This window comes from Pedococcus aerophilus, from assembly GCF_039532215.1.
Classification (GTDB): domain Bacteria; phylum Actinomycetota; class Actinomycetes; order Actinomycetales; family Dermatophilaceae; genus Pedococcus; species Pedococcus aerophilus.
On record NZ_BAAARN010000003.1, the window covers coordinates 489,686 to 516,596 of the forward strand.

At 71.2% G+C, this 26,911-nt stretch carries 18 protein-coding genes; 3 read left to right on the forward strand and 15 right to left on the reverse strand.

The window, feature by feature from the left end; genetic code table 11:
* Positions 1-15: 15 nt before the first annotated feature.
* Complete coding sequence (locus tag ABD286_RS14460; protein WP_344194676.1) at positions 16-978, reverse strand: TIM barrel protein; 963 nt, start codon at positions 976-978, stop codon at positions 16-18.
* Entirely contained in the window at positions 975-1,979 is a 1,005-nt protein-coding gene (locus ABD286_RS14465) for a Gfo/Idh/MocA family protein (RefSeq protein ID WP_344194678.1), read from the reverse strand. Before ABD286_RS14465 ends, ABD286_RS14460 begins: the two co-directional genes overlap by 4 nt.
* Positions 1,980-2,112: 133 nt before the next feature.
* Here ABD286_RS14465 and ABD286_RS14470 point away from each other — a divergent pair, with 133 nt between their 5' ends.
* Positions 2,113-2,850 carry a GntR family transcriptional regulator gene (locus ABD286_RS14470; RefSeq protein ID WP_344194680.1) on the forward strand — a complete coding sequence of 246 codons (738 nt, stop codon included), beginning with the start codon at positions 2,113-2,115 and terminating at the stop codon, positions 2,848-2,850.
* Positions 2,851-2,904: 54 nt separating this feature from the next.
* On the opposite strand, the gene ABD286_RS14475 is transcribed toward ABD286_RS14470, so the two are convergent.
* From ABD286_RS14475 to ABD286_RS14505, 7 genes are all read right to left on the reverse strand, one after another.
* Positions 2,905-5,355 carry a DUF3352 domain-containing protein gene (locus ABD286_RS14475; RefSeq protein ID WP_344194682.1) on the reverse strand — a complete coding sequence of 817 codons (2,451 nt, stop codon included), beginning with the start codon at positions 5,353-5,355 and terminating at the stop codon, positions 2,905-2,907.
* A gap of 109 nt (positions 5,356-5,464) precedes the next feature.
* On the reverse strand, positions 5,465-5,911 hold the full coding sequence (gene rplI / locus ABD286_RS14480; protein WP_344194684.1) for a 50S ribosomal protein L9: 447 nt from the start codon (positions 5,909-5,911) through the stop codon (positions 5,465-5,467).
* 22 nt (positions 5,912-5,933) lie between these two features.
* Positions 5,934-6,170: a 30S ribosomal protein S18 gene (rpsR, locus tag ABD286_RS14485; protein ID WP_056884210.1), complete on the reverse strand. Its 237-nt coding sequence runs from the start codon at positions 6,168-6,170 to the stop codon at positions 5,934-5,936.
* Positions 6,171-6,366: 196 nt separating this feature from the next.
* Positions 6,367-6,906, reverse strand: a complete 540-nt coding sequence (locus tag ABD286_RS14490; protein WP_344194686.1) for a single-stranded DNA-binding protein — start codon at positions 6,904-6,906, stop codon at positions 6,367-6,369.
* A 67-nt stretch (positions 6,907-6,973) separates the two neighbouring features.
* The gene (rpsF, locus tag ABD286_RS14495) at positions 6,974-7,261 is read right to left on the reverse strand and encodes a 30S ribosomal protein S6 (RefSeq protein ID WP_344194688.1); all 288 of its coding nucleotides are present in this window, start codon (positions 7,259-7,261) and stop codon (positions 6,974-6,976) included.
* A 178-nt stretch (positions 7,262-7,439) separates the two neighbouring features.
* Entirely contained in the window at positions 7,440-8,891 is a 1,452-nt protein-coding gene (locus tag ABD286_RS14500; protein WP_344194690.1) for a glycosyltransferase 87 family protein, read from the reverse strand.
* On the reverse strand, positions 8,888-11,086 hold the full coding sequence (locus ABD286_RS14505; RefSeq protein ID WP_344194692.1) for a transglycosylase domain-containing protein: 2,199 nt from the start codon (positions 11,084-11,086) through the stop codon (positions 8,888-8,890). The genes ABD286_RS14500 and ABD286_RS14505 overlap by 4 nt, the downstream gene beginning before the upstream one ends.
* Positions 11,087-11,386: 300 nt before the next feature.
* Between ABD286_RS14505 and ABD286_RS14510 the strand changes: the two genes are divergently transcribed.
* Together ABD286_RS14510 and ABD286_RS14515 are read left to right on the forward strand one after the other, a co-directional pair.
* Positions 11,387-12,016 carry a PadR family transcriptional regulator gene (locus ABD286_RS14510; RefSeq protein WP_344194694.1) on the forward strand — a complete coding sequence of 210 codons (630 nt, stop codon included), beginning with the start codon at positions 11,387-11,389 and terminating at the stop codon, positions 12,014-12,016.
* 3 nt (positions 12,017-12,019) lie between these two features.
* On the forward strand, positions 12,020-13,099 hold the full coding sequence (locus tag ABD286_RS14515; RefSeq protein ID WP_344194696.1) for an inositol-3-phosphate synthase: 1,080 nt from the start codon (positions 12,020-12,022) through the stop codon (positions 13,097-13,099).
* A gap of 87 nt (positions 13,100-13,186) precedes the next feature.
* On the opposite strand, the gene ABD286_RS14520 is transcribed toward ABD286_RS14515, so the two are convergent.
* The 6 genes from ABD286_RS14520 to ABD286_RS14545 form a co-directional block, all read right to left on the reverse strand.
* Positions 13,187-15,664 carry a transglutaminase TgpA family protein gene (locus tag ABD286_RS14520; protein ID WP_344194698.1) on the reverse strand — a complete coding sequence of 826 codons (2,478 nt, stop codon included), beginning with the start codon at positions 15,662-15,664 and terminating at the stop codon, positions 13,187-13,189.
* Complete coding sequence (locus tag ABD286_RS14525; RefSeq protein ID WP_344194700.1) at positions 15,661-16,932, reverse strand: DUF58 domain-containing protein; 1,272 nt, start codon at positions 16,930-16,932, stop codon at positions 15,661-15,663. Before ABD286_RS14525 ends, ABD286_RS14520 begins: the two co-directional genes overlap by 4 nt.
* A gap of 229 nt (positions 16,933-17,161) precedes the next feature.
* Entirely contained in the window at positions 17,162-18,130 is a 969-nt protein-coding gene (locus ABD286_RS14530) for an AAA family ATPase (RefSeq protein WP_344194702.1), read from the reverse strand.
* A gap of 106 nt (positions 18,131-18,236) precedes the next feature.
* Entirely contained in the window at positions 18,237-24,599 is a 6,363-nt protein-coding gene (locus ABD286_RS14535) for an Ig-like domain-containing protein (protein ID WP_344194704.1), read from the reverse strand.
* Complete coding sequence (locus ABD286_RS14540) at positions 24,596-25,336, reverse strand: FHA domain-containing protein (RefSeq protein ID WP_344194706.1); 741 nt, start codon at positions 25,334-25,336, stop codon at positions 24,596-24,598. Before ABD286_RS14540 ends, ABD286_RS14535 begins: the two co-directional genes overlap by 4 nt.
* Positions 25,333-26,910: a serine/threonine-protein kinase gene (locus tag ABD286_RS14545; protein WP_344194708.1), complete on the reverse strand. Its 1,578-nt coding sequence runs from the start codon at positions 26,908-26,910 to the stop codon at positions 25,333-25,335. The genes ABD286_RS14540 and ABD286_RS14545 overlap by 4 nt, the downstream gene beginning before the upstream one ends.
* Between the last annotated feature and the right edge of the window lies 1 nt (position 26,911).

Sequence of the window (26,911 nt, forward strand, 5' to 3'; positions counted from 1 at the left end):
CCATCCGACACCACGTCAGCTCCTCACGCTCGGCGAAGCGCCCTCGGCCACCTCGAGCAGGTGGTCGAGACTGGTCCGCACCGCACCGATGGGACCATCACGACCGGGGTCGGCGGGCAGGATGGTGTCCTGCTCCAGGACGTACCACCCGTCATACCCCTGCGCCTCGAGCGCGCCGACGATGGCGGCGATGTCGACGTCGCCCTCGCCGAGGGGGACGTACATGCCGGCGGCGACGGCCTCGGTGTAGGTGGCCTCGCCGGACTGCACCTGGCGCGCCCAGTCGAGCCTGACGTCCTTGAGGTGCACGTGGGCGATCCGCTCGGGCGACGTGACCGCCACGGCGACGGGGTCACCGCCGCCGATGAGGAGGTGGCCGGTGTCGAGGCACAGCCCGATGCGGCTGCCTGCGAGCACCCGTGCCGTCTCGTCGCCGCTCTCGATCATCGTGCCGACGTGCGGGTGCAGCGTCGCGGTCAGGCCACGGGTCGACGCCGCCTCGCTGATGCGGTCGAGGTTGGCGAGCAGGGCGGTCCACGCGGCGTCGTCGAGGACCGGACGCTCGTCGTAGCCGTCCATCCCGGAGGCTGCTGCGAGGACCACGGTCGAGGCCCCGGCACGGACGAGGGCCTCCATGGCCGGCTCGACGTCGGGCAGCGGGTCGTGCGCAGGATCGTGCAGGACGACGGGCACGAACTGCCCGACCGCGTGCAGTCCGTGAGCCGCTAGCGTGCGTGCGCGCTCGTCCAGGTCCTCGGGCAGGAAGCCATCAGGGCCGAACTCTGTTGCGGCCAGACCGATCTCGGCCATCTGCGTCAGGACGGTCTCGGCGTCGTACTGCCACCCCCAGCCCGGCACCTCGCAGACGCCCCACGAGATGGGGGCGCCGGCCACACGCTGCGCGACAGGGCGGCGCCCGCCGCCCTGTCCCTGGGGCCCCTCCGGCTGCTCCACGGAGTGCTCGACGTCGGCGCTCACAGCCCCTCCACCTCGTCGAGCCGGACCACGCGGCCCTCACGGCGGGAGGTGTCGCAGGCCTCGGCGATCCGGAACGCCTGCAACGCATCGGCGACGGTGCACGGCGAGGGGATGGCTCCCCGCGCGACGTCGGCGAAGGCCGTGAGCTCGGCGCGGTAGGCCGGCAGGAAGCGGTCCATGAACGACACGTGCACCGGACCCGGGGGGAACGACACCCCCGGCTCGACCGATCGCAACGCCAGCGAGTCGTCGAGCCCGACGGCGACGCTGCCCCGGCTGCCGACGACCTCGAGCCGCACGTCGTGCCCCTGGCCGGTGTATCGCGAGGACGACACCTGGGCGATGGTGCCGTCGTCGAGGGTGAGGATGGCCGCAGCCGTGTCGACGTCGCCCGCCTCGGAGAAGAACGACTCCCCCTTGTTCGATCCGGTGGCGAAGACGGACACGACCTCGCGTCCGGTGACGAACCGGATGATGTCGAAGTCGTGGACGTTGCAGTCCCGGAAGATCCCGCCACTGGTCGGGATGTATGCCGCGTGCGGCGGGGCCTGGTCGCCGGTCACCGCGCGCAGGGTGTGCAGGAAGCCCAGGTCGCCGCTGGTGACGGCCTCGGCCGCGGCGCGGTAGCCGGCGTCGAAACGTCGCTGGAACCCGATGTGCACCGGGACGTCCGCGCTCGCCTCGAGCTTGGCGAGCTCCAGGCTCTCGGCGAGGGTGCCGGCCACCGGCTTCTCGCAGAAGGTGGGCACCCCGGCCTCGATCCCGGCCCGGATCAGCGAGGCGTGCGCGTTCGTGGCCGCAGCGATGACGAAGCCGTCGACCCCCTCGGCCAGCAGCGCCTCCGGGGACTCGGCCCAGGCCACCCCCAGCTGCTCGGCGACGGCCCGGCCGACTTCGGCGTTGACATCGGTGACGACGAGGTCGTCCACCACGGGGAGGGCTTTGAGGGTGTCGGCGTGGAAGGCGCCGATGCGTCCGACGCCGGCGAGGCCGATGCGCATGACTGCTCCGTTCAGGGCGAGCTCGGGAAGTACGACGCCACAGCCTGACAAGTGGGTCGACAACGTGTCAAGCATATGTCCTGACATTCTCATGTCCTCTAGTCCACCGCTCCGACCCACTATTCTTTCGGCCATGGTGAAGCAGATCGGCGTCCGGATTGACCGGGCCTCCCCCGTGCCGCTCTACCACCAGCTCTCCCAGCAGCTCTCAGCCGCGATCACGAGCGGCGACCTCCAGCCGGGCGACCCGTTCGAGAACGAGATCGCCCTCGGCGAACGGCTCGGGCTGTCCCGTCCCACGGTCCGCCGCGCGTTCCAGGAGCTGGTGTCACAGGGACTGCTCGTGCGCCGACGCGGCCTGGGCACCACCGTCGCCAACCGCAAGGTCCACCGTCGGGCCGAGCTCACCAGCCTGTGGGACGACCTGGCCCGCGCCGGCGACACCCCGACCACGACCGTCCTGTCGCACGAGCTGGTGCAGGACGAGGTCGCCGCCGCGGCCCTCGACCTGCCCGCCGACACCGTGCTGCTGTGCATCCAGCGGCTGCGCTCCGCCGGGACGACGCCGCTGGCGGTGATGCGCAACTGGCTGCCCCCGGCCGTCGGCGAGATCGCCCGGGACCAGCTCGAGCAGGAGGGCCTCTACGCGGTCCTGCGCGAGCGCGGCATCCGCCCGGTCGTGGCCCACCAGAACATTGGCGCCCGCATGCCCACGGCGGCAGAGCGCCGGCACCTGCGGATCCGGGGGACCGAACCGGTGCTCACCATGACGCGCAGCGCCTTCGACGCCGCAGGCAAGGCCGTCGAGTACGGCGACCACTGCTACAAGGCGTCGAGCTACAGCATCGACGTCATGGTCGACGAGCGCTGAGCGCACCCCTCAGCGGCGGCGGCGCCCAGCGGCGTACCTTGCGACGTGGCACGGCTACTTGGTGGTGAGGCGGACCCGGAAGTCGGCGCTGGTGCCCTCACCCGACACGGTGACACCGAGGGCGGAGAGGCTGGCCAGGTCGGCGACGTCCTTGGGGTCCATGTCGTCCTTGAACTCCGAGACCAGTCCGGCGATGTCGATGTAGACGACCGCGCGGGCGTCCTCGACGTCGTGGACGGCGTCCTGGAAGCCGGGCATCGTGCCGAGGCCGGATCCGGTGACGATCTCTTGGCCGTACTCGTCGGAGGTGGCGAGGACACTGCGTCCCGGTGACGGCAGCAGCGTGAGCTTCTCGCCCCCGAAGGCCTGCCCGGACGTCGCCAGCTTGCCGAGCACGACCTGGTCGCCGTTGCCGACGAGGGCGGCCTTCAGCTGACCGTTGCGCTCCTCCACGCCACCGAGGACGAGGGTGAGCTGGCTGCCCAGCGCTGCATACAGGTCCTCGGGCAGCGAGATGCCGAGGAGTCGTTCGGCCGCGGCCAGCGGACACTCGGATGGTGCGGCGGCTGCTGCACCCTTCGTGGCGCTGGCCCGGCCCTGCGCCGGGACTGAGCCCGAACCGGTGGCCCGGCTGATCTCCGGCCAGGCGGCGCGCAGCTGGGCGCCGCCGTTGGCGATGCTCACGGCGGCCAGGGAGTTCCACGGCAGCGACGTCACGCCGGTGACGTGCTCCTTGCCGACGAACGAAGCCTTGGCACCGTTGGTGTGGCCGGCGAGCTCAAGGTGCGGCCCGTCGAAGCGCAGCGCGATCGCAGTGCGACCGGTGTCGGCGAGGCCGTCGCCGGGCGAGCCGCCCTCTGCCCCGGGGAGGTCGGCGGTGGCGCTGGTCAGGCCTTCGAGGACGTCGCCGGAGAAGAGCGGCAGGGAGCCGACGAGCTCGGCTGCCTTCGCCGAGTCGACCCAGCCGGCGACGATCCCGTCCTCGCCGAGGTCGCCCATGTCCTGGCGGAAGGTCGCGGCCTCGGCCAGCGAACCCCGGGCGGTCGCAGTGAGGACGGCGTCGAGGGCGCTGCCGTCCTTGCCCCGGGTGCAGACCGCGAAGTCCTGCACGACCTGGCAGGTGCCGCCGAGTGCGGTGGCGACCTTCGGCAGGTGCGTGCGCGCGGCACCGGGGTCCTCGACGGCCAGTGCCAGGACGGCGACGGGCTCGTCCTGGGTCGTGGCTCCGGGCACGATGCCGAGCGCGATCCGCTGGCCGATCCACGGCGCGACGTCGGCGCGGTAGTCCACGCCGGCGAGCTGCCCTTCGGCCTGGAGTGCGGTGAAGGCGACCTCGCGCAGGTCCGACGTCTCGCTGACCTTGTCACGAGCCTGCGGGAAGGCGCGCAGGAAGCGGACGGCGTCGACCTTCTGCCCGGCGGAGGGGTTCAGGTCCACCTTGACGAAGGCCACCGTGGTCGAGGGCAGCGCGGTCTCGGGCTGTGGGCCACCCCCACCGAGGGCCGACCACACGAAGGTCCCGCCCGCGCCAGCGGCGACGATGGCGAGCAGGCCGCCCACGAGGGCGACGTTCCGACCACGTCGCCAGCGCGCCACCTTGGCGCTGGCCATGTTTGCGCGCAGGTCGACGGCGAACTCATCGCGATCGGCGGCGGTCAGCGCCTGGACTGGAGCGAGTTGGTCAGCCGGCAGCAGGGTGCTCCCGCTGCTCGGGGCCGGGGCCCCGACGAAGAGGGAGCCGGTCGCAGCGTGCTGGTCGGGCGACGCGAAGATCGATCCCGGTGCCGCCTGGTGACCGGGCCTGCTGGGCACGGCTGCCGCGGTCGTCCCGACCCCGGCAGCCGGGACACCGGCGTCAGGGGGGCCGTCGGAGTCGCCGAGGCCGCCGAGGACCGCGATGTCCGAGGCCGCGACCCCCTCGGCGTCGACGCCGAGGTTGACGACGCGGCGGTCGGGGTCGTCGGCGGTGAGGTCGATGGTCATGGACCCCTCGGCGGCGACGCCGAGGTTGACGACGCGGCGGTCGGGGTCGTCGGCGGTGAGGTCGATGGTCATGGACCCCTCGGCCGCTGCGCCGAGGTCGACCGTGCGACGGTCTGTCAGCTGCGCCCGTCCTGGTCCACGTCCGGCAGCTGTCCCCGGGCCGGCAGAGCCGTCAGACCCAGCCGACCCGGCGGGTTCGACGGCACCGACGGCACCGGCAGATCCCGACCCAGGCAGCGAGAAGATGAACGGCTCGACGGCTGCTCCGGCGAGGTACTGGTCCTGGTAGGCCGAAGGACGGTAGCCGCCGGGCAGGGAGGAGCTCGTGGTCCGGGCCGCCTCGCGGGCAGCCTCCTCGGCCGCCTGCCCCGGCCACAGCTCGGGACCAGGGCGGGCTGACCCCGAGAGGGTCTGCGCCAACCGGAGCGACCGCAGGGACGACGAGGACGGGGCAGAACGCTGCGACAGCTGGAGGCGAGGACGCGCCGATCGCGGCGCAGACTCGCGGCCCGACTCAGACATCCATGCCCCCATACCCAGATCCACTCCGCCCCACGCGGCTGTCCCGAAGCATAGGAAGGGCCCGGTCCCCCACAGGGGGGAACCGGGCCTCAACCAGCCGAACGGTGGATCAGCCGGCCACGACGTCCAGCTTGAGCTTGGCCTGCACCTCGGGGTGCAGACGCACGAGTGCCTCGTGCGTGCCGACCAGCTTGATCGGGGTGCCGATCTCGATCTTGCGACGGTCCAGCTCCGGGCCGCCGGCAGCCTTGACGGCCGCCGCGATGTCGGTGGTGGACACGGCGCCGAACAGGCGACCGCCGGTGCCCGCGTGGGCGACGACCTTGACGGCCTTGTTCTCGAGGTTGCCCTTGATCGACTTGGCCTCCTCGAGCGTCTTCACGGCGCGGACCTCACGGCCCTTGCTGATCGCGTCGACCTGCTTCTGCCCACCCTTGGTCCACGCGGTGGCCAGGCCACGGCGGAACAGGAAGTTGCGGGCGTAACCGTCCTTGACGTCGACGATGTCGCCAGGGTTGCCGAGGCTCGAGACCTCGTGCGTCAGGATGACCTTCATTTCAGTTCCTTCCTGGCCCGGCTCAGCGGGACGAGCTGGAGTAGGGCAGCAGCGCCATCTCGCGGGCGTTCTTGACCGCGGTGGCGATGAGCCGCTGCTCCTGGACAGACACACCGGTCACCCGGCGAGCGCGGATCTTGCCGCGGTCGGAGATGAACTTGCGCAGCAGCGCGGTGTCCTTGTAGTCGATGTTCTCGACCTTCGCCGCCTTCAGCGGGTTGGCCTTCTTCTTGGGCTTGCGCACAACGGGCTTGGCCATCGTGGTGCTCTCCTTCTGCGAAGTGTCTTCGCGGATGAGCCCTGGTCTCCCAGGGATGGTGTTCTTCGAGTTGGTCCTGCCCTGCCGAGGTCAGTCGGCGAGGCAGTGGTGGGTATGGCGCGTGGTGAGCTCCGTGCGGAGCCCGCCCGGGCTCCATACCCGAGTGATCCGAACCAGACCGGTCAGTGGTGCCCGATCAGAACGGGGGCTCGTCGTAGGACGGCGCGCCGCCGCCCCAGCCGCCACCCTGGGGGGCTGCCTGCGGGGCGGACTGCTGGCCACCGGACGGGCCGGTCGCCCACGGGTCCTCCTGCTGACCGCCGCCACCCTGGTTGCCGCCGCCGGAGAAGCCTCCGCCGCCGCCACCGCCACGCTGGGTGCGGTTGACCTTGGCCGTCGCGTACCGCAGCGAGGGGCCGACCTCGTCGACCTCCATCTCGACGACGGTGCGCTTCTCGCCTTCCTTGGTCTCGTAGGAACGAGACTTCAGGCGGCCGGAGACGATGACGCGCGTGCCCCGCTGGAGGGACTCGGCCACGTTCTCGGCGGCGTCGCGCCACACCGAGCAGCGCATGAACAGCGTTTCGCCGTCCTTCCACTCGTTGGACTGCCGGTCGAACTGCCGCGGCGTGGAGGCCACGGTGAAGTTCGCGACGGCAGCACCCGAGGGGGTGAAGCGCAGCTCGGGGTCACCGGTGATGTTGCCGATGACGGTGATGATCGTGTCGCCAGCCATGGAGCGAGTCCCCTGTTCGGTAGGTCAGGTCTGGTGGAGCAGGTGGTGCAGGTTCAGATCGTGCGGCTCAGGCGCCGGGGCGCAGGAGCTTGGTGCGCATGACCGACTCGTTGAGGCCGAGCTGGCGGTCCAGCTCCTTGGCCGTGGCCGGCTCCGCGGTGAAGTTGACGACGGCGTAGATGCCCTCGGCCTTCTTCTTGATCTCGAACGCCAGGCGACGACGGCCCCAGATGTCGATGTTGTCGACGGTGCCCTTGTCCTTGGTGATCACGGTGAGGAACTTGTCGAGCGAGGGAGCGACGGTGCGGTCGTCCAGCTCGGGGTCGAGGATGACCATGAGTTCGTACTGACGCATGCTGATAACCCGCCTCCTTTGGTCTGTGCGGTCACGGTCTCTCCGTGACAGGAGGGTTGCAGTGCGATCCCCCTTGGACTCACCAGTCGGCGGGCCTCGGGGGAACTGGACAAGAGTACCGGGACCGGGCGACAACACCGAATCACTTGTCCACAGGCCGCCCGCCGACCCCTCGAGGTCAGGCGAGGCGGACGAGGAACCGGTCGTCCGCCCCCGCGAACTCACCCTCGAGCTCGTCGACCTCCGACTCAGCCTCACCAGCCTCGGCCTCAGCCGACGTCTTTGAGGGATCCGACGTGTCAGGGTCCGCCGGATCCCTCAAAGACCCGGGTATGGCGCGGGGCTCGGGGGTGAGCCCGGGTGCGGGGCTGGCGGCGGGGCGGGCGGCGGCGGTGCGCCAGACGCGCCACACGAGCCAGGCCACGCCGAGCACGCGCAGGACGAGGAACACGGCATACCACCCGCCGGGCAGGCCACGGTCGGGCGTGGACAGGCCCGCGACGTAGAGCCAGACCGCGACGAAGTGCAGCGCCTCGGCACCTGCCCAGAGGAGGTGGTCGCGCCAGCGCACGCCGCACAGCGCGACGAGCGGGACCAGCCACAGCGAGGACTGCACCGGGAACGCCTTGCCCGACAGCAGCGCCAACGCGACCAGCACGAGCGCTACCTCGGCCAAGGTCGGCCGGCGGTCGGTGCTCAGAGCGAAGACGGCACCGGCGGCGAGCGCCAGCACCAGCGCGACGAGGGCTGCGAGGGTGGTCGCGGTCGTCGGGAGCTGCGCGCCGAGCAGCTGCGGGAGCATCCAGACCGAGCCGAGACCGGCGGCGCTGTCCCACCAGACCTGGGTCGAGCGCAGGATCGCCGAGGGGTGACCGACGAGGAACGGCAGCAGCACCACGGCCACGGCACCTGCGGCACCGAGCAGGGTCCGCCCGACGACGGCGAGGCGGCCTGTGCGCAGGCCGAGCAGGACCAGGGCCAGCAGCACGAGGAGGGGGTAGGTGCGCGCGGTGACCGCCAGGCCGAGGAACACCCCGGCTGCCACCGGGTGGCGCCTGCTCCACGCCCAGATGCCTGCGCTGACCAGCGCGACCCCGAACAGGTCGGAGGACACCAGGGCGGCCAGGAGCAGCACCGGGCTGAGGGCGATGTGGACCGCGAGGTCGGCGCGGCGCGGGCGTGAGGCGGCCGTCAGGGCGACGACCACGATGGCGAGGACGGTGCCGAACAGCGCCCACAGCGCGAAGTACCAACGGGTCTGGTCGAGGAAGGCGCCGTCCGGGACGAGCCCGCCGAGCCAGGCCATCGCCGACCCGGTGAGCACCGGGTGGTCGGCGCGAGCCCCTTCGCCGCCGACGTAGGAGGCCAGTCCTTGGTCGAGGTTGCCGAGCTGGTACTGAGCCGGCAGGTCAGAGAAGCACGCGTGCCAGAACTGGTCGGAGCCGACCCAGCCCTTCTGGATGCAGTGGGCGCGCTCGAGCACCGACAGCGCCATCGTCGCCGACACCGCGACGAGCAGCGGCACCACGGTCGCCAGCCACGAGTTCGCCCGCGCCGAGGCGTGACGGCCGAGCGGCCCACCGGCAACAGCCAGCGAGCCACTCGGCAGCAGGTCCCGCCCCGAGGTCACGGTGAGGTGGTCGGTGAGCTCTGCGCCCCACCCGGGAGCAGCGTGATCGTGCCGCTGCTCGTCGGGCTCGGCGGCCGGGGGCTGTTCTTCGTCTTCGTCGACGAGGTCGGGGCCGGGGGCTCCGAGGTGGTCGTCGTCGGAGGACGCGTCGTGGTCGTGGTCGTGGTCGTCGTCGTGGTGGTGGTCGACGAGGACGAGGACGAGCTCGACGAGCTGGTGGACGGCGGCGGCGTGTAGACCTCGTCGTCACCGACTCCCGAGCGCTCCGGGAACTGCAGGACCTGCTGGCCCTTGAGCGCCACCTGCATGTAGTCGGTCCAGATCTTCACCGGGACCGTGCCACCGGTGAGCTCGCCGAAGCCGGGCAGGTTGCTCATCGACTTGGTGCCGTCACCCTTGTAGATGCCGACCGCGGTCGCGAGCTGGGGGGTGAACCCGTCGAACCACGCCGCCTTGTTGTCGGTGGTCGAACCGGTCTTGCCGGCGGCAGGACGGCTCAGGCCCTGGGCGAACGAGCCGCTGCCCCGCTGGACGACCTGGGTCATCGCGTCGATCGCGTCGGCGGTGACCTTCTTGTCGAAGGCCGCCTTCTTGACGACCTTGGCCTTGTAGTTGAGGTTGCCGGGGCCGCCCTTGACGGACTTGATGAAGTACGGCGTCACGCGCGTGCCGTTGGAGGCGATCGTCGCGTAGGCGTTGGCCATGTCGCGGACGTTCACGGTGTCGGTGCCGAGGACGTTGGCCGGGTTGCTGCCCAGGCCCTTGGTCGGCAGGCCGGCGGCGACGGCCGCGGCCTTGGTCTTGTCGGCGCCGACCTCGATGTTGAGCTGGGCGTAGACGGTGTTGATCGAGTTGGCCGTGGCCGTGCGCAGGTCGACGTTGCCGAAGCTCTCGAACCCGAAGTTGGTCACCTTGCCGTTGTCGTTGCCCTCACCCTCGAACTCCTTGAAGTACTGCGGGCTGCGGCCGTCGAACCGGGTCTTGGTGCTGATGTCGTCGTTGAGGGCGGCCAGCAGCGTGAACACCTTGAAGGTCGACCCGGCCTGCAGCTTGGCGTCCGTGGCCGTGTTGAACTGCTCCTTGGCGTAGTCGGCGCCGCCGTACATCGCCACGATCGCGCCGTCGCCGGGCTTGATCGAGGTGAGTCCGACGTGCAGGTCCTTGCCGGCCGCACCCTCGGGCATCCGCGCCTTGACGGCGTCGACGGCGGCCTTCTGGGCGCGGGCGTCGATGGTGCTGACGATCTTGTAGCCACCGCGGTCGATGTCGGCGTCGCTCAGCTTGAGCTTGCTGCGCAGCTCGGCCTTGACCTGCTGGGTGAGGTAGCCGGTGGTGCCGCTGGCACCCTTGTCGGGCGAGTACTTCACGACCTTGGGGAAGGTCGCCTTGGCCCGCTCGTCGGCGGTGAGGTAGCCCTGGGACACCATCCCGTCCATGACGTAGACCCAGCGCTCCTTGGCGTTCTTGGTCTGCTCGGCGCCGAGGCCCGGGTCGTAGAAGGACGGGCCGCGGATCACCGAGGCCAGGAGCGCACCCTCGGAGGCGTTGAGCTTGGAGACGTCCTTGTTGAAGTAGGCCTTCGCCGCCGTCTGGACGCCGTACGCACCGCGCCCGTAGTAGATGGTGTTGAGGTAGTCCGCGAGGATCTGGTCCTTGGACTTCTGCTTCGCGATCTTGATGGAGATCACGATCTCCTTGCCCTTGCGGGTCAGGGTCTGGTCCTGGGTGAGGAAGTAGTTCTTCACGTACTGCTGGGTGATCGTCGAGCCACCCTGGGTCGCCCCACCGCGCAGGCCGACCCAGACCGCGCGGGCGATGCCGGTCGGGCTGATGCCGGAGTTCTTGTAGAACGTGCGGTCCTCGGCGGCGAGGTGGGCCTCGCGCACGACGGTCGGGATCTTGGGCAGCTCCACCGACTCGCGGTTGACCTCACTGATCCGGTCGAGCTCGGTCTTGCCGTCGGCGTAGTAGATGACCGAGGCCTGCGCGCTGGCGAGGTCGTTGGGCTCGGGGGTGTCGATCAGCGCGTAGGCGGTGAAGAACCCCGCGAGGGCCAGGACGAACCCGGCGAGCGCCGCGATGCCGAGGCGCCTGGCCCACACCTTCGTGCGGCTGCCCGCAGGCTTGGCGCCCTTCGCTCGGCGGCCACTGCTCGCCTTGGCCTGGGCTCGCGTCTTCGGACGTGAGGAACTCATGGGACCTTCCGGGTCGGCATACAACACGGGCTGGGGCGCGCTCGGGGGAGCGCTGCCCCACCCCGACAACTGTCCCTCAGTATGACCGCAGACCTTGGGAATGCCGCATCGGAACAGGCGCCAGGGTCATCCGAACGGTCAGCCGAACGGCCAGCAGAACGCCACACGCCCACCCGGCGTCCGGAGCACGGGCACCGCGCGTCGATGTATCGACTCGATATATCCGGGTGTGTATGGTGGGGTGACAAACTCCGAGTTTGTCACCTCGGGTCCCGACGAAGAACGCGAAGGAGGGCAGTCATGGCCGCACGTCGTACCGAGCTGCTCGAGTTCGCCGTCCTCGGGTTGCTGCACGAGTCCCCGCAGCACGGCTACGAGCTGCGCAAGCGCCTCAACGCCGCGCTCGGGCCGTTCCGTGCACTGTCCTACGGGACCCTCTACCCCTGCCTGCGGTCGCTGCTCGACAAGGGCTGGATCGCCGCGGCGGTCACCGGGCCCGGCGCCACGACGGGTACCCCGACCGGCACCACGGGCAGCAAGCGGGCGCGCATCGTCTACGAGCTCACCGCTGACGGCAAGGAGCGGTTCCAGGACCTGCTCCGCGAGGCCGGGCCGACCGCGTGGGAGGACGACACCTTCGACGTCCACTTCGCCTTCTTCGCCCGCACCGAGGCCGAGGTGCGGCTGCGGATCCTCGAGGGGCGACGCAGCCGGCTCGAGGAGCGCCTGGAGAACATCCGCGCCGTGTCGGCCAAGAACCGCGAGCGCTTCGACAGCTACACCGCCGAGCTCGAGCGGCACGGCCTGGACTCCGCCGAGCGCGAGGTCCGCTGGCTCAACGAGCTCATCACCGCCGAGCGCAACCTGCCGGCCCCCAGCAGCACCACCCAGAACGACCAACCGATCACCCCGTTCAACCACAAGGAGTAATCCATGGGATCCATCCGCGTCGCCATCGTTGGCGTCGGCAACTGCGCCAGCTCCCTGGTCCAGGGCGTCGAGTACTACAAGGACGCCGACCCGACCCAGACCGTCCCCGGCCTGATGCACGTCATGTTCGGCGACTACCACGTCAAGGACGTCGAGTTCGTCGCCGCGTTCGACGTGGACGCCAAGAAGGTCGGCTTCGACCTGTCCGAGGCCATCAACGCCTCGGAGAACAACACCATCAAGATCGCCGACGTCGCCCCGACCGGCGTCACCGTCCAGCGCGGTGTCACCAACGACGGCCTCGGCAAGTACTACCGCATGACCATCGAGGAGTCCGACGCCGAGCCCGTGGACATCGTCCAGGCGCTCAAGGACGCCCAGGTCGACGTGCTCGTGTCCTACCTCCCGGTGGGCTCCGAGACCGCGGACAAGTACTACGCCCAGTGCGCCATCGACGCGGGTGTCGCGTTCGTCAACGCCCTGCCGGTCTTCATCGCCTCCGACCCCGAGTGGGCCGCGAAGTTCGAGGCCGCCGGCGTCCCGATCATCGGTGACGACATCAAGAGCCAGGTCGGCGCGACCATCACGCACCGCGTCATGGCCAAGCTGTTCGAGGACCGCGGTGTCGTGCTCGACCGCACGTACCAGCTGAACGTCGGCGGCAACATGGACTTCAAGAACATGCTCGAGCGTGACCGCCTCGAGTCCAAGAAGATCTCCAAGACGCAGGCCGTCACCTCCAACCTTGGCCACGACCTGGGTGCGAAGAACGTCCACATCGGCCCGTCGGACTACGTCCAGTGGCTCGACGACCGCAAGTGGGCCTACGTCCGCCTCGAGGGCCGCGCATTCGGCGACGTCCCGCTCAACCTGGAGTACAAGCTCGAGGTCTGGGACTCCCCCAACTCGGCCGGCATCATCATCGACGCCATCCGTGCAGCGAAGATCGCCAAGGACCGTGGCATCGGTGGCGCGCTCATCTCCGCGTCGTCCTACCTCATGAAGTCCCCGCCCGTGCAGCGTGAGGACACCGAGGGCCGCACCAAGCTCGAGGCCTTCATCGCCGGCACCGAAGAGCGCTGACGAAGCACGCAACGAGGCCCCACCCGTCCGCGGGTGGGGCCTCGTCGTCTTGGGCCGATGTCAACACGCCCTGATTCTCGGGCGTTTTCACATCGACCCGACGGGGGTGGGCTGGGCGGGTGAGGGCGTATCGGGCGTGGCCGCCCTCGTGGGCGCCTTCACCTTCGCCGGGCCACGGGTGAACAACGGGCGCAGGTCGACGTCGGAGCGCAGCCGCCGCCAGAAGTCGGCGTTGGCCCGCAGGTCCTTGCGGGCCGCGGTCGTCGCGGCGAAGTAGGCCGCGGCCTCGTCGGCGCTGGGCTCCCCCGGACCGAAGACGTGGCCGTTGGCGGAGCGGGCCAGTGGACGCAGGTCCACCGGTCCGCCGGCGGCCGAGGCCTGTTCGAGGCGGGTCGAGCGCCGCGGGATGCGGTGGCCGTAGGAGCGCGCGCTGGCCATGAGGTCGGCCCACGCCCACGCCACCCGGGAGGCGGTCGGGCCGCGGGTCGCGTGCCGACGCCGCCGCCATGCCTTGAGTCCCCGGATCGTCCAGTAGAGGGCGGTCAGCGCGACCAGGACGAGGCCGAGGACGGCCAGCCACTGGACCCACCACGGCCAGGCCGAGGGGTCGAACAGCTTCTTCGGCGGCTTCTTGAGGTTGGTGGCGTTCTGCGCCTGGTCGGGGCCTTGGAGCACGCTGGGCGGGTTGACGCCGGCGGGCGGCGGGACGAGCGCCCCGACCTTGCGGTCCTCGACCTTGGTCTGGAGCTCCTTGGGCTTCTTGTTGCGGTCGGGCAGGAAGTTGCCCGGCAGCACCGGGACCCACTGGCCCTGGCTGTCGCGGACCTCGACCCAGGCGTGGACGTCCTGCCCACGGACCGGACCGCTGTCCGGGGTGATGGCCCCCATGACGACCCGGGTGGGGACGCCGACGCGGTTGGCCATCAGCGCCAGCGTCGAGGCGTACTGCTCGTCGTTGCCGGCGAGCTGCGCCAGCCCGACGAAGCGCGCCAACCGGCCCAGGCTGTGGCCGGGGAGGTAGTAGCGCTCGACCGAGTTCTCGGTGCCGCCGTCGGTGTACGCCCCCTCGCTCGCCATGACCTTGGCGATGGCGGTGAACTGCGCCCACGGGTCGGCCGCGTCACCGGTGAACGCGTCGAGCTTGGCGTCGAGGAAGCTCGTGTCGATCTCGTCGGCCAGCGACGACTGGTCGATCGGCAGCGACGTCGGCATCTTCTCCTGGGTCGGCGGCACGTAGGCGGTGAAGGTGTACCGGTCGCCGGGCTCGAGGCGGTCGGGCACGAGTGCGGTGTTGGTGTCGATGTTGAGCCAGAGCCGGCCGGCGAGGGTGTCTGCCCGTCGTCCCTCGAACTTCACTCCGGCCACGGTGCCGGCGGTCGGCAGCCACACGTCGCCGTAGCCGCCCTCGGGCACGGACACCTGGACCTCGACCTTGCGGCCCGGTCCCTTGGTGGAGACCACCTCGCCCACCTGCTGGAACGCTGCGCCCGGGACGAGCGAGCCGCTGTTGGCGCGCTCGGAGGCTCCCCAGACGGCGCCGTCGTAGGAGTCGAGCGTGGCGAACCGCAGCGGGGTGCCGGCCGGCAGGCCCTGCACCTCCAGCAGCGGGGTGTCCCAGAGGGCCGAGGGGTTGGGCTCGGTGTACTTGCGGTAGCCGGCGAGCGGGCTGGCGAAGGCCGCGATGTCGATCGGCGGCACGACGTGCGAGCGGGCGACGAGGCGGGTGGTCGACCCGGCTCCGGGGAGCAGCGGCCCGACGACGTACCCGGCCACCAGGGCGATCCCGACGAGGGCGGCACCGATGCCGTACCGCGTCCGCTGGCCCGCACCGTTCTGCAGCGGCGCGCGGGTGCGCGCGGCCCGCGCGACCATCCACCCGATGCCGAGCACCGCGAACACGGCACCCTGCACGGTCAGCGCGGCCGGCTCCAGGGTGCCCAGCACGATGCCGAGGGCGAGCAGCACCAACGGGGCCGGCAGCACGGCATAGGGGCTCGACCACCGTCGGGCCACGGCGTAGGTGACGCACCCGCCGAGCAGGCCCACGATGAGCGGCAGGGCGAGGAGCCCGCTGCCGGTGTCGACCGGCGGCAGCAGGGTGACCAGCCGCTTCCAGCCGTGCACGGAGACATCGGCGAGGTCGAGGAACGTCTGTCCGCTGGGCAGCACCCCCCCGACGAGGTCACGGCGAACCGCCAGCGGACCACCGAGGAGGAGGTAGAGGACGGTCACCGCGGCGAGCGGGGCCACGATCGGGAGCCGGTATGCCGTCGTGACGTGCGTGACGAGCAGGCCCAGGACCAGCCCGGCCACGGCCGGCAGGACCCAGACGAGCCCGGCGAAGTCGGTGCGGAAGCCGACGAGCGCGAGCCCGACGAGCACCACGGTGAAGGCGGCGTCGACGAGGGCGTCACGTCCGGGCAGCAGGCCACCGCGCCGCGACGAGGCCGCGAGCCGCGAGCGAGTGCTCGTCCACGAGGTCCGCGCCCTGGTGCGCCCGGGCGACGTCGAGTCGCGCCCCGGCCCGGTCGTGTGGTCGGGGGCGCCGGTCGGTGGCGTCGTCATACGAGGGCTCCACTGGCGAGGACGGCGCGCAGGTCCTGGATGCGCCGGATGTTCAGTCGGGTCAGGCCTCCGAGGTGCTGGACCCCGGTCTCCTCCATCGCGTCGATCGTGAGCACCACCTTGTTGACCTCGAGCTCGAACTGCGCGAGCGCCCGCTGCGCCTCGATGAACGGGCGCCGCGGCCCGGTGATGAGGACGACGATCGAGGTGTCGGGGGCCAGGGCGAACGCCTCGGTGCACCGGCCGAACACGTCTGACGAGCCGAGCTCGACCCGCGCGAGGGCGTCGAGGGTCAGCAACGCGGTGGTCCGCGAGGCGGCCTGGTCGCGACAGACGATGGTGGTGTCCTGGTCGTCGCGGATCGCACGCAGCGCCAGGGATGCCGCCGCGCTGATCGCGATCTCGGCCTCGTCCTCCCCGCCCTCGAACTGCTCGGGGTCGGCGTCGACGACGATGCACAGGTGGGACCGTCGGGTGTCGAGGAACTGGCGCACGAGCAGGCGACCGGCCTTGGCCGAGGAACGCCAGTGGATGTAGCGGCGGTCGTCGCCGGGCTGGTACTCGCGCAGCGCGTGGAAGGCCAGGTCCGACATCGACAGGTCCTGGGTCGTCTCGCCCTCGAGGTCGCGCAGCAGTCCGGCGCCGAGGCTCTCCAGCGACACCGTGCGGGGGTGGACGTAGAGGTCGGTGACGTCGGTCCAGCGCTCGGTGCGCCGGACCAGGCCGAGCGGATCGCCCTGGACGGTGCGGGCCGGACCGACGGGGATGACGCCGCGGCGGTGGGTCGGCACGACGAAGAGCTCCTCGTGCGCCTTGCCCGAGCCCAGCGGGGGCAGGGTGAACCGTGCGGCCGAGACGCCGACCGGCAGCTCGACGAGCAGGGGCAGCATGCCCCGAGGCGAGTCGTTGGTGACCGTGATCCGACCGGTGGCCGGCTCCCCGACGCTGACGCGCACCGGCTCGAGCTCGGTGGCGATGGTGACGCGGGTGCGACCGATGGCCAGCAGGACGCAGCACAGGACGAGGACCAGCGCCGCGGCGCCGATCATCAGCCACTCGGTCCACCCGGTGGCGCGCCCCACGACCCAGCCGGCGACACCGAGGGCGAGGACGGCCCAGCCCAGCGGCGAGATCCAGCGCAGGAACCCCGCCACCGGTGACCAGGCCGGTCGCGTCTGCTCGCGCAGGTCACGCGCCCGCGTCGTCAGTCCCTCGGGAAGGGCAGGGACGGTGAGTCCACCGAAGCGCGAGAGGTCGGGCAGCCGCACGGCCGGCAGCCGAAGGCGCGACCCGGCTGCGCCAGCCGCCGAACGACTCGGTGCCGGACGACCCGGCCCCGAGCCACCCGACGTCGCCCGCCGAAGTCGGGGACGGCGCGATACGGAGGGCTCGCCGCCGCGCCCGGCGCGCAGGTCGGCACGGCGGACGGTCCGCTCCTCCTCGGGGGCGGAACCGTCCTGCGATGGTCCGGTGGGTGAGCTCATGGCGTCGGTGGGCTCAGGCCGCGCGCTCGGCCGGCGGGGCGACCTCGCCGAGGATCTGGGTGATGACCTGGTCGACGGTGATGTTGGCGAACTGCGCCTCCGCGGTGAGCAGCAGGCGGTGGCACAGCACCGGGTTGGACAGCATCTTGATGTCGTCCGGGATGACGTGGGTGCGGCCCTGGCTCGCCGCCCACGTCTTGGCGCAGCGCACGAACGCGAGGCAGCCGCGCACCGACATCCCGAGCTTGACCGACACGTGCCGACGCGAGGCCTCGGCGATCTTCGAGACGTAGGCGAGGATCGCCGGGTCGACGTGGACCTCGTCGGCGAGCGCGGCCATGTCGGTGACGACGCTGCTCGTGACGACCGCCGACAGGGTGCCCGCGCGGTCGCGGACCTTGGCGTTCGCGAGGACGGCGACGGTGGCCTCGAGGTCGGGGTAGCCCAGCGAGGTCTTCATGAGGAAGCGGTCGAGCTGCGCCTCGGGGAGGCGGTACGTGCCGGCCTGCTCGATGGGGTTCTGGGTGGCGATGACCATGAACGGGTTACCGGCCTCGTGCCGGACGCCGTCGACGGTGATGTGCGCCTCCTCCATGACCTCCAGCAGCGCCGACTGAGTCTTGGGTGAGGCACGGTTGATCTCGTCGGCGAGCACGATGTTGGCGAAGATCGGCCCGGGGTGGAAGTCGAACTTCTGCGTGCTCGGGTCGTAGATCGTCACGCCGGTGACGTCGCTGGGCAGCAGGTCCGGGGTGAACTGGATGCGGCTGTTGCTTCCCTGCACCGTGCCTGCGAGCGCCCGGGCCAGCTGGGTCTTGCCGGTGCCCGGGAAGTCCTCGAGGAGGATGTGCCCCTCGGACAGCATGCAGGTCAGCGCGAGCCGGATCACGTGGTCCTTGCCGAGCACGGCCTTCTCGACGTTCTCCACCATCTGGGTGAACGCCTGCTCGAACCACTGGGCCTGCTCTTGGGTGACGGTCATGGAGTGCGTTGCCTTTCGTTCCTGCGGGGTGTGGTGCTCGTATGGCGCGCCGGTGAGGCGCTGTGGTGCGGTCGGGGCGGGGGCCGTGTCCGGGTGACGGGGCCCCCTACCAGGTGATGGAGTCCCTCACCCCGTCGCAGATGGCGGTCACCGTGCTGCCCGGTATGCCGTAGAAGTTGTCGCTCTCCTTGTAGGCGTTGCCGCCCATCGACATGTTGCGCCAGCCGTTCACGGTGTTGCCGTTGGCCCGGAACGTGCAGGTCACCCCGCCGCCGAAGTTCGACGTGCGGACGGCGATCCACCGGCACGACGGACTCGAGCAGGAGCCGTTGCCGGTGGCGCAGGAGCGTTCGCCACAGGTGCTGCCCTTGACCACGGTGACCTTCGGGTCGTCGGGGATGCTGGCGCTGTCCGGACCCACCCAGGCCGACCATCCGGCCGCCGTGTGGGCACGGACCTCCAGCCGGTAGGTGCCGCCTGCGGCACCGGTGAAGGACACCTGCTGCCGGTCCGACTCGAAGGTCCGGTCGACCGCACCCCGGACCTGCACGCGGTTGGTGGGCCGCCCGTTGTCCGGGGTGTTCCACTGCCAGGTGATGGTCTTGCCGCTGCGGCTGCTGCGCAGGTTCGTGGGGTTGCGGGTCGGGCCGTAGGGGGTGAACGACGCGCTGTTCTGGGAGAACGCGGACCAGGAGGTGCCGTTGAAGGCCCGGATCCGGATGGACTGCGGGTCGTTGCCCGTGCCGCGGATCTCGAACTGCTTGCTCGAGCCGTTGGCGCAGGGGCAGTCGACGAAGCCGGAGCTGCCGTTGGCCCGCCACTCGAGGCGCTGGAAGCCCGACGCCCGCGAGTTGCCGAGGTTGACGGTGATCGTCGCACCGTTGTTGGCCGACGGAGTCTGTGCGCGGGGCTGGGCCGGCGCCTCGGGGATGCCGATCGAGCTGAACGACGACGTGTTGGCCTTCGCCGACTCCTTGCTCGCCCCGTTGGTCGCCGTCACCACGTAGGTGTAGGTGCGCCCGTCGTAGACGACCCCGGAGTCGGTGTAGTAGGTCCGGCCCGGCGAGACCCGGCCGATCTCGGCCCAGGCTCCCCCGTCGACGCGGCGGTAGACGGTGTAGCGGACGAGGTTCGGGCCGTTGGGCGAGACCTCGTTCCAGTCCACCTGCACGTTGGTGCTGTCGTAGCCGGCCGCCGGCGCCCGCGACTGGAGCGAGGGCGCGCCGACGGCGGGCGGCGTGCCGGCCGACTGCATCTCGACGACGGGGCCGAACGGTCCGGAGCCGAGGCTGTTGGTCGCCCGCACCGAGACCTGCTGGACGTGGTTGTTGGTCAGTCCGTTCACCACGGCCCGCAGGGTGCCGGCCGAGACCTTGACCTGCTTGCTCGTGCCGGTCGTCGTGTCGGTGAACTTCGCCGTGTAGGACACGATGTCGCTGCCCTTCTTGGCGGGCTCGTTCCACTTCGCCGTCAGGGTGCCGTCGCCGCGGGAGACCATCGCGACGCCGCTGACGGGGTTCGGCCGGGTGTCGGGGACGACCGGACCGGCCTCGGGGCTGGGGTCGCTCGTGCCGATGCCGTTGACGGCAGCGACGGTGAACCAGTACTTCTCGCCGTCCTCCAGACCGCTGATCGTGCACGGCGAGGCCGTGCAGGCCGTCGTCGTCGCACCGGGCCCACGACCCTTGACCGAGTAGCTCGTGATCGGGCTGCCGCCGTCGAAGGTGGGCGGGGTCCACGAGACGCGCGCGGTGCCACCGTTGACCCGGTCGGCCACGGCGCGGACGCTGCCGGGGACCAGGGGACGGCCGAGCACGCTGATCGTGCCGCGGCCGACGGCGTTGCGCCCGGGGCCGTCGGACACCGACACCGTGACCGAGCCCGTGCCCGACGAGTCGTTGTCGGCGGAGATCGTCACCGTGCAGCCGCTGGCGCGGGCGGTCAGCCCCTTGCCGCTCTCGATGCGCGCGGCGCCCACGGAGCACTGCGGCTTGTCGAGCGGGGAGTCGAGGTAGGAGCGCATGTCGACCGTGCGCGAGGAGCCGGCCTTGAGGCCGGAGACCGAGAACGGGCGGACACGCGGCGGCGGTGCGGTCGTCGCGATCGGGTTGCCGTTCTCGTCGACGGCCGGGTTGGCTCCGTCGGGCCCGCCTGCGTTGGCGCCGTTGGCCCCGCCGTTCTTCGGCAGCCCGAGGACGGACACCTTGACGTAGGAGACCTCGTCGGCGCCGCGGGCCTGGATGCGGACCCGCCCGTTGGTGCTGCTCGGGGCGTCACGGTCGGCCTTGAGGGTGACGCCTCGACCGCCGGTGCCGGTCTGGTCGAGCGAGACGCCACGGGACTCGGGCTCCCACTTCACGTCGAACCGGACGTCGTCGAAGGTCAGGCCTGGCGGCAGCCAGGCGTGGCAGAGCGTCGGGATGTCGAGGCTGCGGGCGCGCCCGGCGGCGACGAGGCTGACCGAGAAGTCGGGGCAGCTCAGCAGCGGAACCTTCGGGCCGATCTGCACCGGGATCGACAGGTAGGCCGTCCGGAAGTCCTTCTGGTCGACGCTCTCCTGGTCGGTCACCTCGAGCATCACGGCGCCGGGGCCGACGTACCCGTTGGAGGACTTCAGCGTCAGCGTGCCCTTGTCCTCGTTGGCGACGGACAGGTTCGCGGCGGGCGAGGCGCTGAGGGTGTCGGGGGTGGTGAGCCCGATGACGCGGGCGCGCGGGGACTTGACGTACTCGCTCAGCGACACGGTCTCGGTGGAGTCCTTGTCCATCTCGATGAGCTTGCCGCTGACGACGAAGGGCAGGCCGTTGTTGCCGGTCGGCACGTAGATCAGCGCCATCGCCGTCTGGCCGTCCTCGTCGCGGATGACGTAGGGGACGGTGTGCGGGTGGTCGAGGATCTTGACCCGGACCTGGTTGCCCTCGATGGTGCCCTCGGCCGACAGCAGCCGGTCGACGACCAGCGAGCTCTGGTCGCCGTCGATGTCGCGGTCGTTGGCGAGCACGTCGACCAGGGCGGTCTCCTGGCCGGCGACCGGCTTGGCCACGTCGTCGACCGCGACGGGCCGGTTCTTCCAGCCGGGCACCGGCAGGACGGTGATCGCGGCCTTGGACGGGTCGAAGACGCCGTTGTCGATGCCGTAGGTGATGACCTGGGGCCCGACGTCGACGGAGGGGACGGCCGTGCGGAAGGTGCTGGCGCGGGTGTCGACCTTCCACTTCGCCAGGGTCGGCTCGTCGTTGAGCTCCTTGTACTGGAGGTCGATGGCGTCGCCACGGGCGATGAGGTCGTTCTCGGTCGGGTCGAGGGTCACCGTCTTGCCCGGGGCCGCGCGGACCTCGTCCTGCACGGCGACCGGGGGCTGAGGGTCGCCGGGCGCGACGACGCCGATGCGGACGAACCCGGTGCTCTTGGCGCCATACCGGTCGGCGACCGTGTAGTTGAGCACCTCGGTGCCGGTCGCGCGGGGGTAGGCCTCGTACTTGATGGTGGACGTGCCGATGCCGGTGACCCGGCCGAGGGAGAGCTCGATGGCCTCGCCGTCGTCGCCCTCGATGCCCTGCACGGTGACGCTGTCGCCGTCGGGGTCGACTCCTGAGACCGGGACGGTCACGGTGAGCGGCTCACCGGAGACGACGCTCGCGGAGAAGCTGCGGGCGATGGGCGCCTGGTTGGGGTTCGTGGCCCCGGGCAGCGGCTTGACCGTCACCGAGATGCGCCCGGAGCGGGCCTTGGACTTGTCGCCGATGGGGTAGGCGGCGTACTCGATCGTCACGACCTTCTCGGTGGTGAGCGGCTTCGAGCTGTCGGGGACGTAGCGGACGAGGTTGCCGGAGGCGAAGGCGTTCTGCGGCTCGCCGGTGCCGAGGACCTTGACCGAGTCGGGGTCCAGGACCAGCGGGATGCCCTCGGCCATCGAGTCGTTGTCCAGCGCCGGGATGCTCACGCTGTCCTGGACGCGCACGACGGCGGCGTCGTCCTGGATGATCGGCAGGGCCTTGGGGTCGGTCGGTCGCTGAGTGACCGTGACCTCGCCGGTGGCCGTCTTCCTGCCGTCGCTGACGGTGTAGCGGACGGTGCCGGTCCGGGGCTTGGATCCACCGATGAAGGGGTCGAGCGCCTCGATGCGCACCCAGCGGCCCTGGTAGATCGAGGGGCGCAGCCAGCTGCTGTCCTTGTCGACCGAGACGCTGCGGGTGACCAGCACGTCGGCGCGCGGCGAGTAGTCGTTGGCGAGGACGTCGGACATCACCGGCGTCTGGTCGCGGACCGTGGCCGCCTCGGGGACGGCCACCGGCGGGGCGTCGGGGTCGGGGTCGTCGATGAGGTCGATCCGCACGCGGCCGGGCGCCACGCCCTGGCCGACCTGCGCGGCATACGTCAGCTCGTAGTTGCCCTTGGTGGCACCGGTGATGGTCACGACCCCGGTGTCGAGGTCGCTCTCCACGGCGAGGGCCCCGGTGGGGCGCACCTCGGTGGCCAGGCGCATCTTGGCGTCGGGCTCCTCGGGGTCGGCACCGGCCACGTCGTTGCCGAGCGGCTCGATCTGCAGCGGCTTGCCGACCACGCCACGGACCACGTCGGGCTGGGTGAGCGGCGGCCGGAACGTGCTGTCCTTGCCGAGGACGGCGAGGGTCACCTTGCCCTCGGTGACCCCGCCGCGACCGTCGTCCACGGTGTAGGGGACGGCCTGCGAGCCCGCCTTCTCCGGGGCCTGCACCACGAGCCGCCCGAGGCCGTCGACGAGGCTGTCGCCGTCCGCGGGCTGCACGATGACCTGGTCGCTCTCGGGGTCGCGCCAGTCACCGATCACCGAGACCGGGAGCCGCCCGCCGGAGACGACGGGGTATGCGGTCTTGGCCAGGGTCGCGGAGCCGTCGCGCAGGAACGGCGGCGCGTTGATCTCCTCGCTGACGATGGAGACGGTGACGGTGGCCTGCGAGTGCGCGGCGGCCGTGCCGTTGTTGACCTTGTAGGAGAAGGAGAACGACTGCTCGTCGGGGTCGGCCGGGACGCTGACGTCGATGGACTGGCCGTCACCGGCGACGGTCGCCGTCACCCCGGTCGCCGACGGCTGGGTGACCTCGCTCGGCGCGATCGCGAGGATCGAGCCGGCGGTGTCGGTGTCGTTGTCGAGGACGTGCAGCTTGGACGTGCGTCCGGCGCGGACCTTCAGGCTGTCGGGCTCGGCCTTGGGCGGCTGGGGCGTCGTCGTGTCGTCGACGACGTTCTTGTCCTTGTTGTCGCTGTCGTCGTCGGTCTTGCTCGGCGGGATGACGGAGTCCCAGTTGTCGATCTTCAGCGGCTTGGAGTCGAGGTCCCAGGCGTCGCCGGTGTCGAGGTCGTTGAGGACGATGAGGTTGCGGTTGGTGCGCAGCGCCATGCCGTCGCGCAGCGGCACGTCGCCCGGCTTGTCGAGGGTGCCGGCGGTGACGGTCTGGCCCTCACCGCAGTTCGCTCCGTAGTAGGCCTTGGCCGTCTGCGCCCATGCCGCATGGACGCAGTCGCCGAGGCGGACGGGCCGCGAGACCTTGGGGCGCTCGGCACCGGGTCCGACCTGGCTCGGGAGGCGGACGCCGGCCTGCCCGGGTTCGCCGTCGAGGGCGACGACCTTGAGCTCGGTGGTCGTCTCGAGGGCCACGGACTCGGCCTCCGGGCCGGGCTGCTGCAACGCGGCATACGCCATGCCGCCGAGGCGGTCCGCACCACCGGCGACGGGCTGCTCGAGGCCCTGGGCGAAGAGCTGGTCGTCGACGGGGTTGTAGACGACCCACCGGGTGCCCACCGCGGTGATGTCGACCGCGCTGGCCTCCAGGCCGATCTTCTCGGTGACCGGCTTGCCGAACGAGTCGCCGACGACCGGGACGGAGACGACCTTGCCGGTGGCCGCCGACACGACGTGCACGCCGCCGGCGGTGTCGACCGCCATCGCGGCGACGCCACCCGCGGTGGCCAGGGGCTTGGTGGCCGTGGACAGGGAGATCCCGGTGAGGGGGGCCTTGGCGTCGACACGCTGCGCCCAGACCTTGCCGGTCTTGGGGTCGACCATGGCCAGGGTGCCGCCGCGCAGGTCGCCGGTGGCGGGGACGAACTCCTCGCCGACGGGCTTGGCCTTCTGCGGGAGCTGGACCGGGGACGTGGAGTCGAGGCGGCCGGTGAGCGGGTCGATCGGGACGAGCTGGTTGCCGGTGGTGAGGATGCCGCCGACGGCTGCACCGTCCTGGAGTACGTCGAGCCCGGCGCCGGGCGTGACGTTGGCCTGGATGCCGGCGTCGAACTGGCGGGCCGCCTTGTTCATCCGGGCGAACTGGCTGTAGTTGGTCGCCGAGACCCAGACACCGCCGTCGTTGAGGTCCGCCTCGTGGACGGTCTCCCCCTTGGACGCGACGGCGAAGAACGTCAGGCTGGACGCCGCCACGGCGACGACGACCCCTGAGGCCACTCCGGCGCGCCGGCGTGAGACCGGACTCATCTGTGTGCTTCCCCCGTGGTGTCGTCGGCGTCGATCGCGTCGAGCAGTGCGAGGTCTCCCTCGGTCACCAGGCGCGTCGACAACGCATGTTCGACCAACCGCGCCTTGCGGTTGCTCGCGAGCTTCCCCGGCCCCCCGTGCAGTCCACGAGTACCAGCATCAGCGAGCTTTTGACAGACATTGTCCAGTTTTCGGTTGAACTTCGTGACCTTCCAGCCGAGTCTCGCCGCCGCATCGGCCGACGACGGGATCTGGCCAGGCGCGGCATACGAACGCCGCAGCAGCCCCTCGCACAGCGCCACCATGAGCAGCTTCTGGTCGGGGGTGAAGGTGACGCGGCCGACCGTGGTCTCACCGCTGCTGTCGGTCTCCACGTCCTCGCTGCCGGTCGAGGTGAACGCCGGGGAGTCGACGAGGATGTCGAAGTCGTAGGTCGTCGGCCCCGCGGTGAACCACACGGTGAAGCGCTCGAGCGCCAGCGGGATGCGGGCGCCGGGGTTGAGCCAGGCCTGGAAGAGGCCCTTCTTGTCGGCCACGGTCGCGGTGAGGGTGGTGCCGACGTTGGTCAGCCACCACAGCCCGCCCTCCTCGACGACCTGGAGGAAGTTGCGGTGCAGGAACGGGTTGTCGTCAATCTCGACGTCGCCGGTGCGCCCGATGGTCAGCGGGGTGCCCTTGACGGCGACGAACTCCTCGCCGCAGAACTCCACCGTGATGGTGCCGGTCGCCGTGCTCACTTCGCCCTCCCACAGACAGGTGCCGAGTACTCCGAGGCCAGGCCCTCGCGGCTGACCTTGACCTGCGCGCAGACCTGCGCGCCCTTGCTCGCCTTGACGGTGGACGTCGCCTCCGCGAGCGGGGCACCGTCCAGCGACTCCCCCAGCGCCCCGGTGTTCGCGGCCGTCCGCAGGAAGAACCGGTCCGGCTTCTCCGGCGCGAGGTACTGCCACGTGAACGCGACCCCGCCGGGCACCCCCTTGGCCTCGAGCGTCGGCGTGCTCGGCACGGACAGGGCGACGTCGGCGCTCTGGCTGGCCACCGTCTTCGGGGCGTCCTCCGGGTCGTCGTCACCGCGGCCGAACAGCACCGAGGCACCGACGACGACGGCCACGAGGGCGACCGCCACGGCGGCGAGGGTGACGGCCGGGTTGCGCTGGGGCGCGGGGGCTGGCGCCTCCGGCTCCACGGTGCGGGTGGCGAGACGGTCACGGCTCACCGTGCCGCCGACGTCGACGGCGTCCACGGACGGGTGCTCGTATGCCGCGTGGGACGCCGGGCCCGCGACCCCCTGGGCGCCGTTCACGGCGACCGTGCCGCCGACGCTGCGCGGCCGTGGAGCGACGGGCGTCTGGCCCTGCACCGACTGCGGTGCGCGCACCCGGGTGCGGTCGTCGTCGGCGCCCTGCACGGGGGCGCTCTGGTCGGCGAGGGTGGTCTGGCCCTGCTCGTCGAGCACGACGATGGCCGTGCGGGTGAAGCGCTGCTCCTGCTCGATCTCCTGCAGCGAGCGCGCGAACGCGATGGCGCTCTGCGGCCGGGCCGCCGGGTCCTTGGCCATGGCCTGGGTGAGCAGCCGCTCGAGCGAGACCGGCACGTCGGCACGTCCCGTGGCGGGGACCGGCGAGGTGCGGATGCGCGGCATGAGGCCGTACGCGGAGTTGTCACCGCCGGGGATCTCGAACGGCGAGCGCCCGACGAGCAGCTGCCACAGCGTCGCGGAGAGCGAGTAGACGTCGGCCCTGGCGTCTCCGTTGGACTGGCCGAACAGCACCTCCGGCGGGGCCCACGGCACGCTCACGCCCACGTCGTCCTCGTCGTCCTCCGCAGCACCGTGGCCGAGCTGGCCGGCGATGCCGAAGTCGGTGAGGCCGGGGGCGCCGTACTGGCTGACCAGGACGTTGGCGGGCTTGATGTCACGGTGGGTGATGCCGGCCCGGTGGGCGGTCTCGACGGCGCTGGCGAGCTGGATGCCGGTCCGGAGCACCTCCTCGACGCTCAGCCGCTCGTTGCGCGAGCGCAGCGCGAGGTTCGGCGGCGGGTAGTACTTCATGACCAGGTAGGGGCGACCGTCCAGCGAGGTGCCGGACCGGAAGACCTGGACGATGTAGGGGTGGTCGGCGAGCTGGGCCATGGTGTCGGCCTCGTCGCGGAACTGGCGACGGATCGAGTCGGTCAGCCCCTCGCCCTTGAGGACCTTGACCGCGACCCGCATCCGCGGCATCTGCTGCTCGTAGAGGTAGACGTCGGCGTAGCCCCCCGAGCCGACGAGCTCGCGGTAGACCAGGCCGTCGAGCTCGGGTGGCGCGGCCACC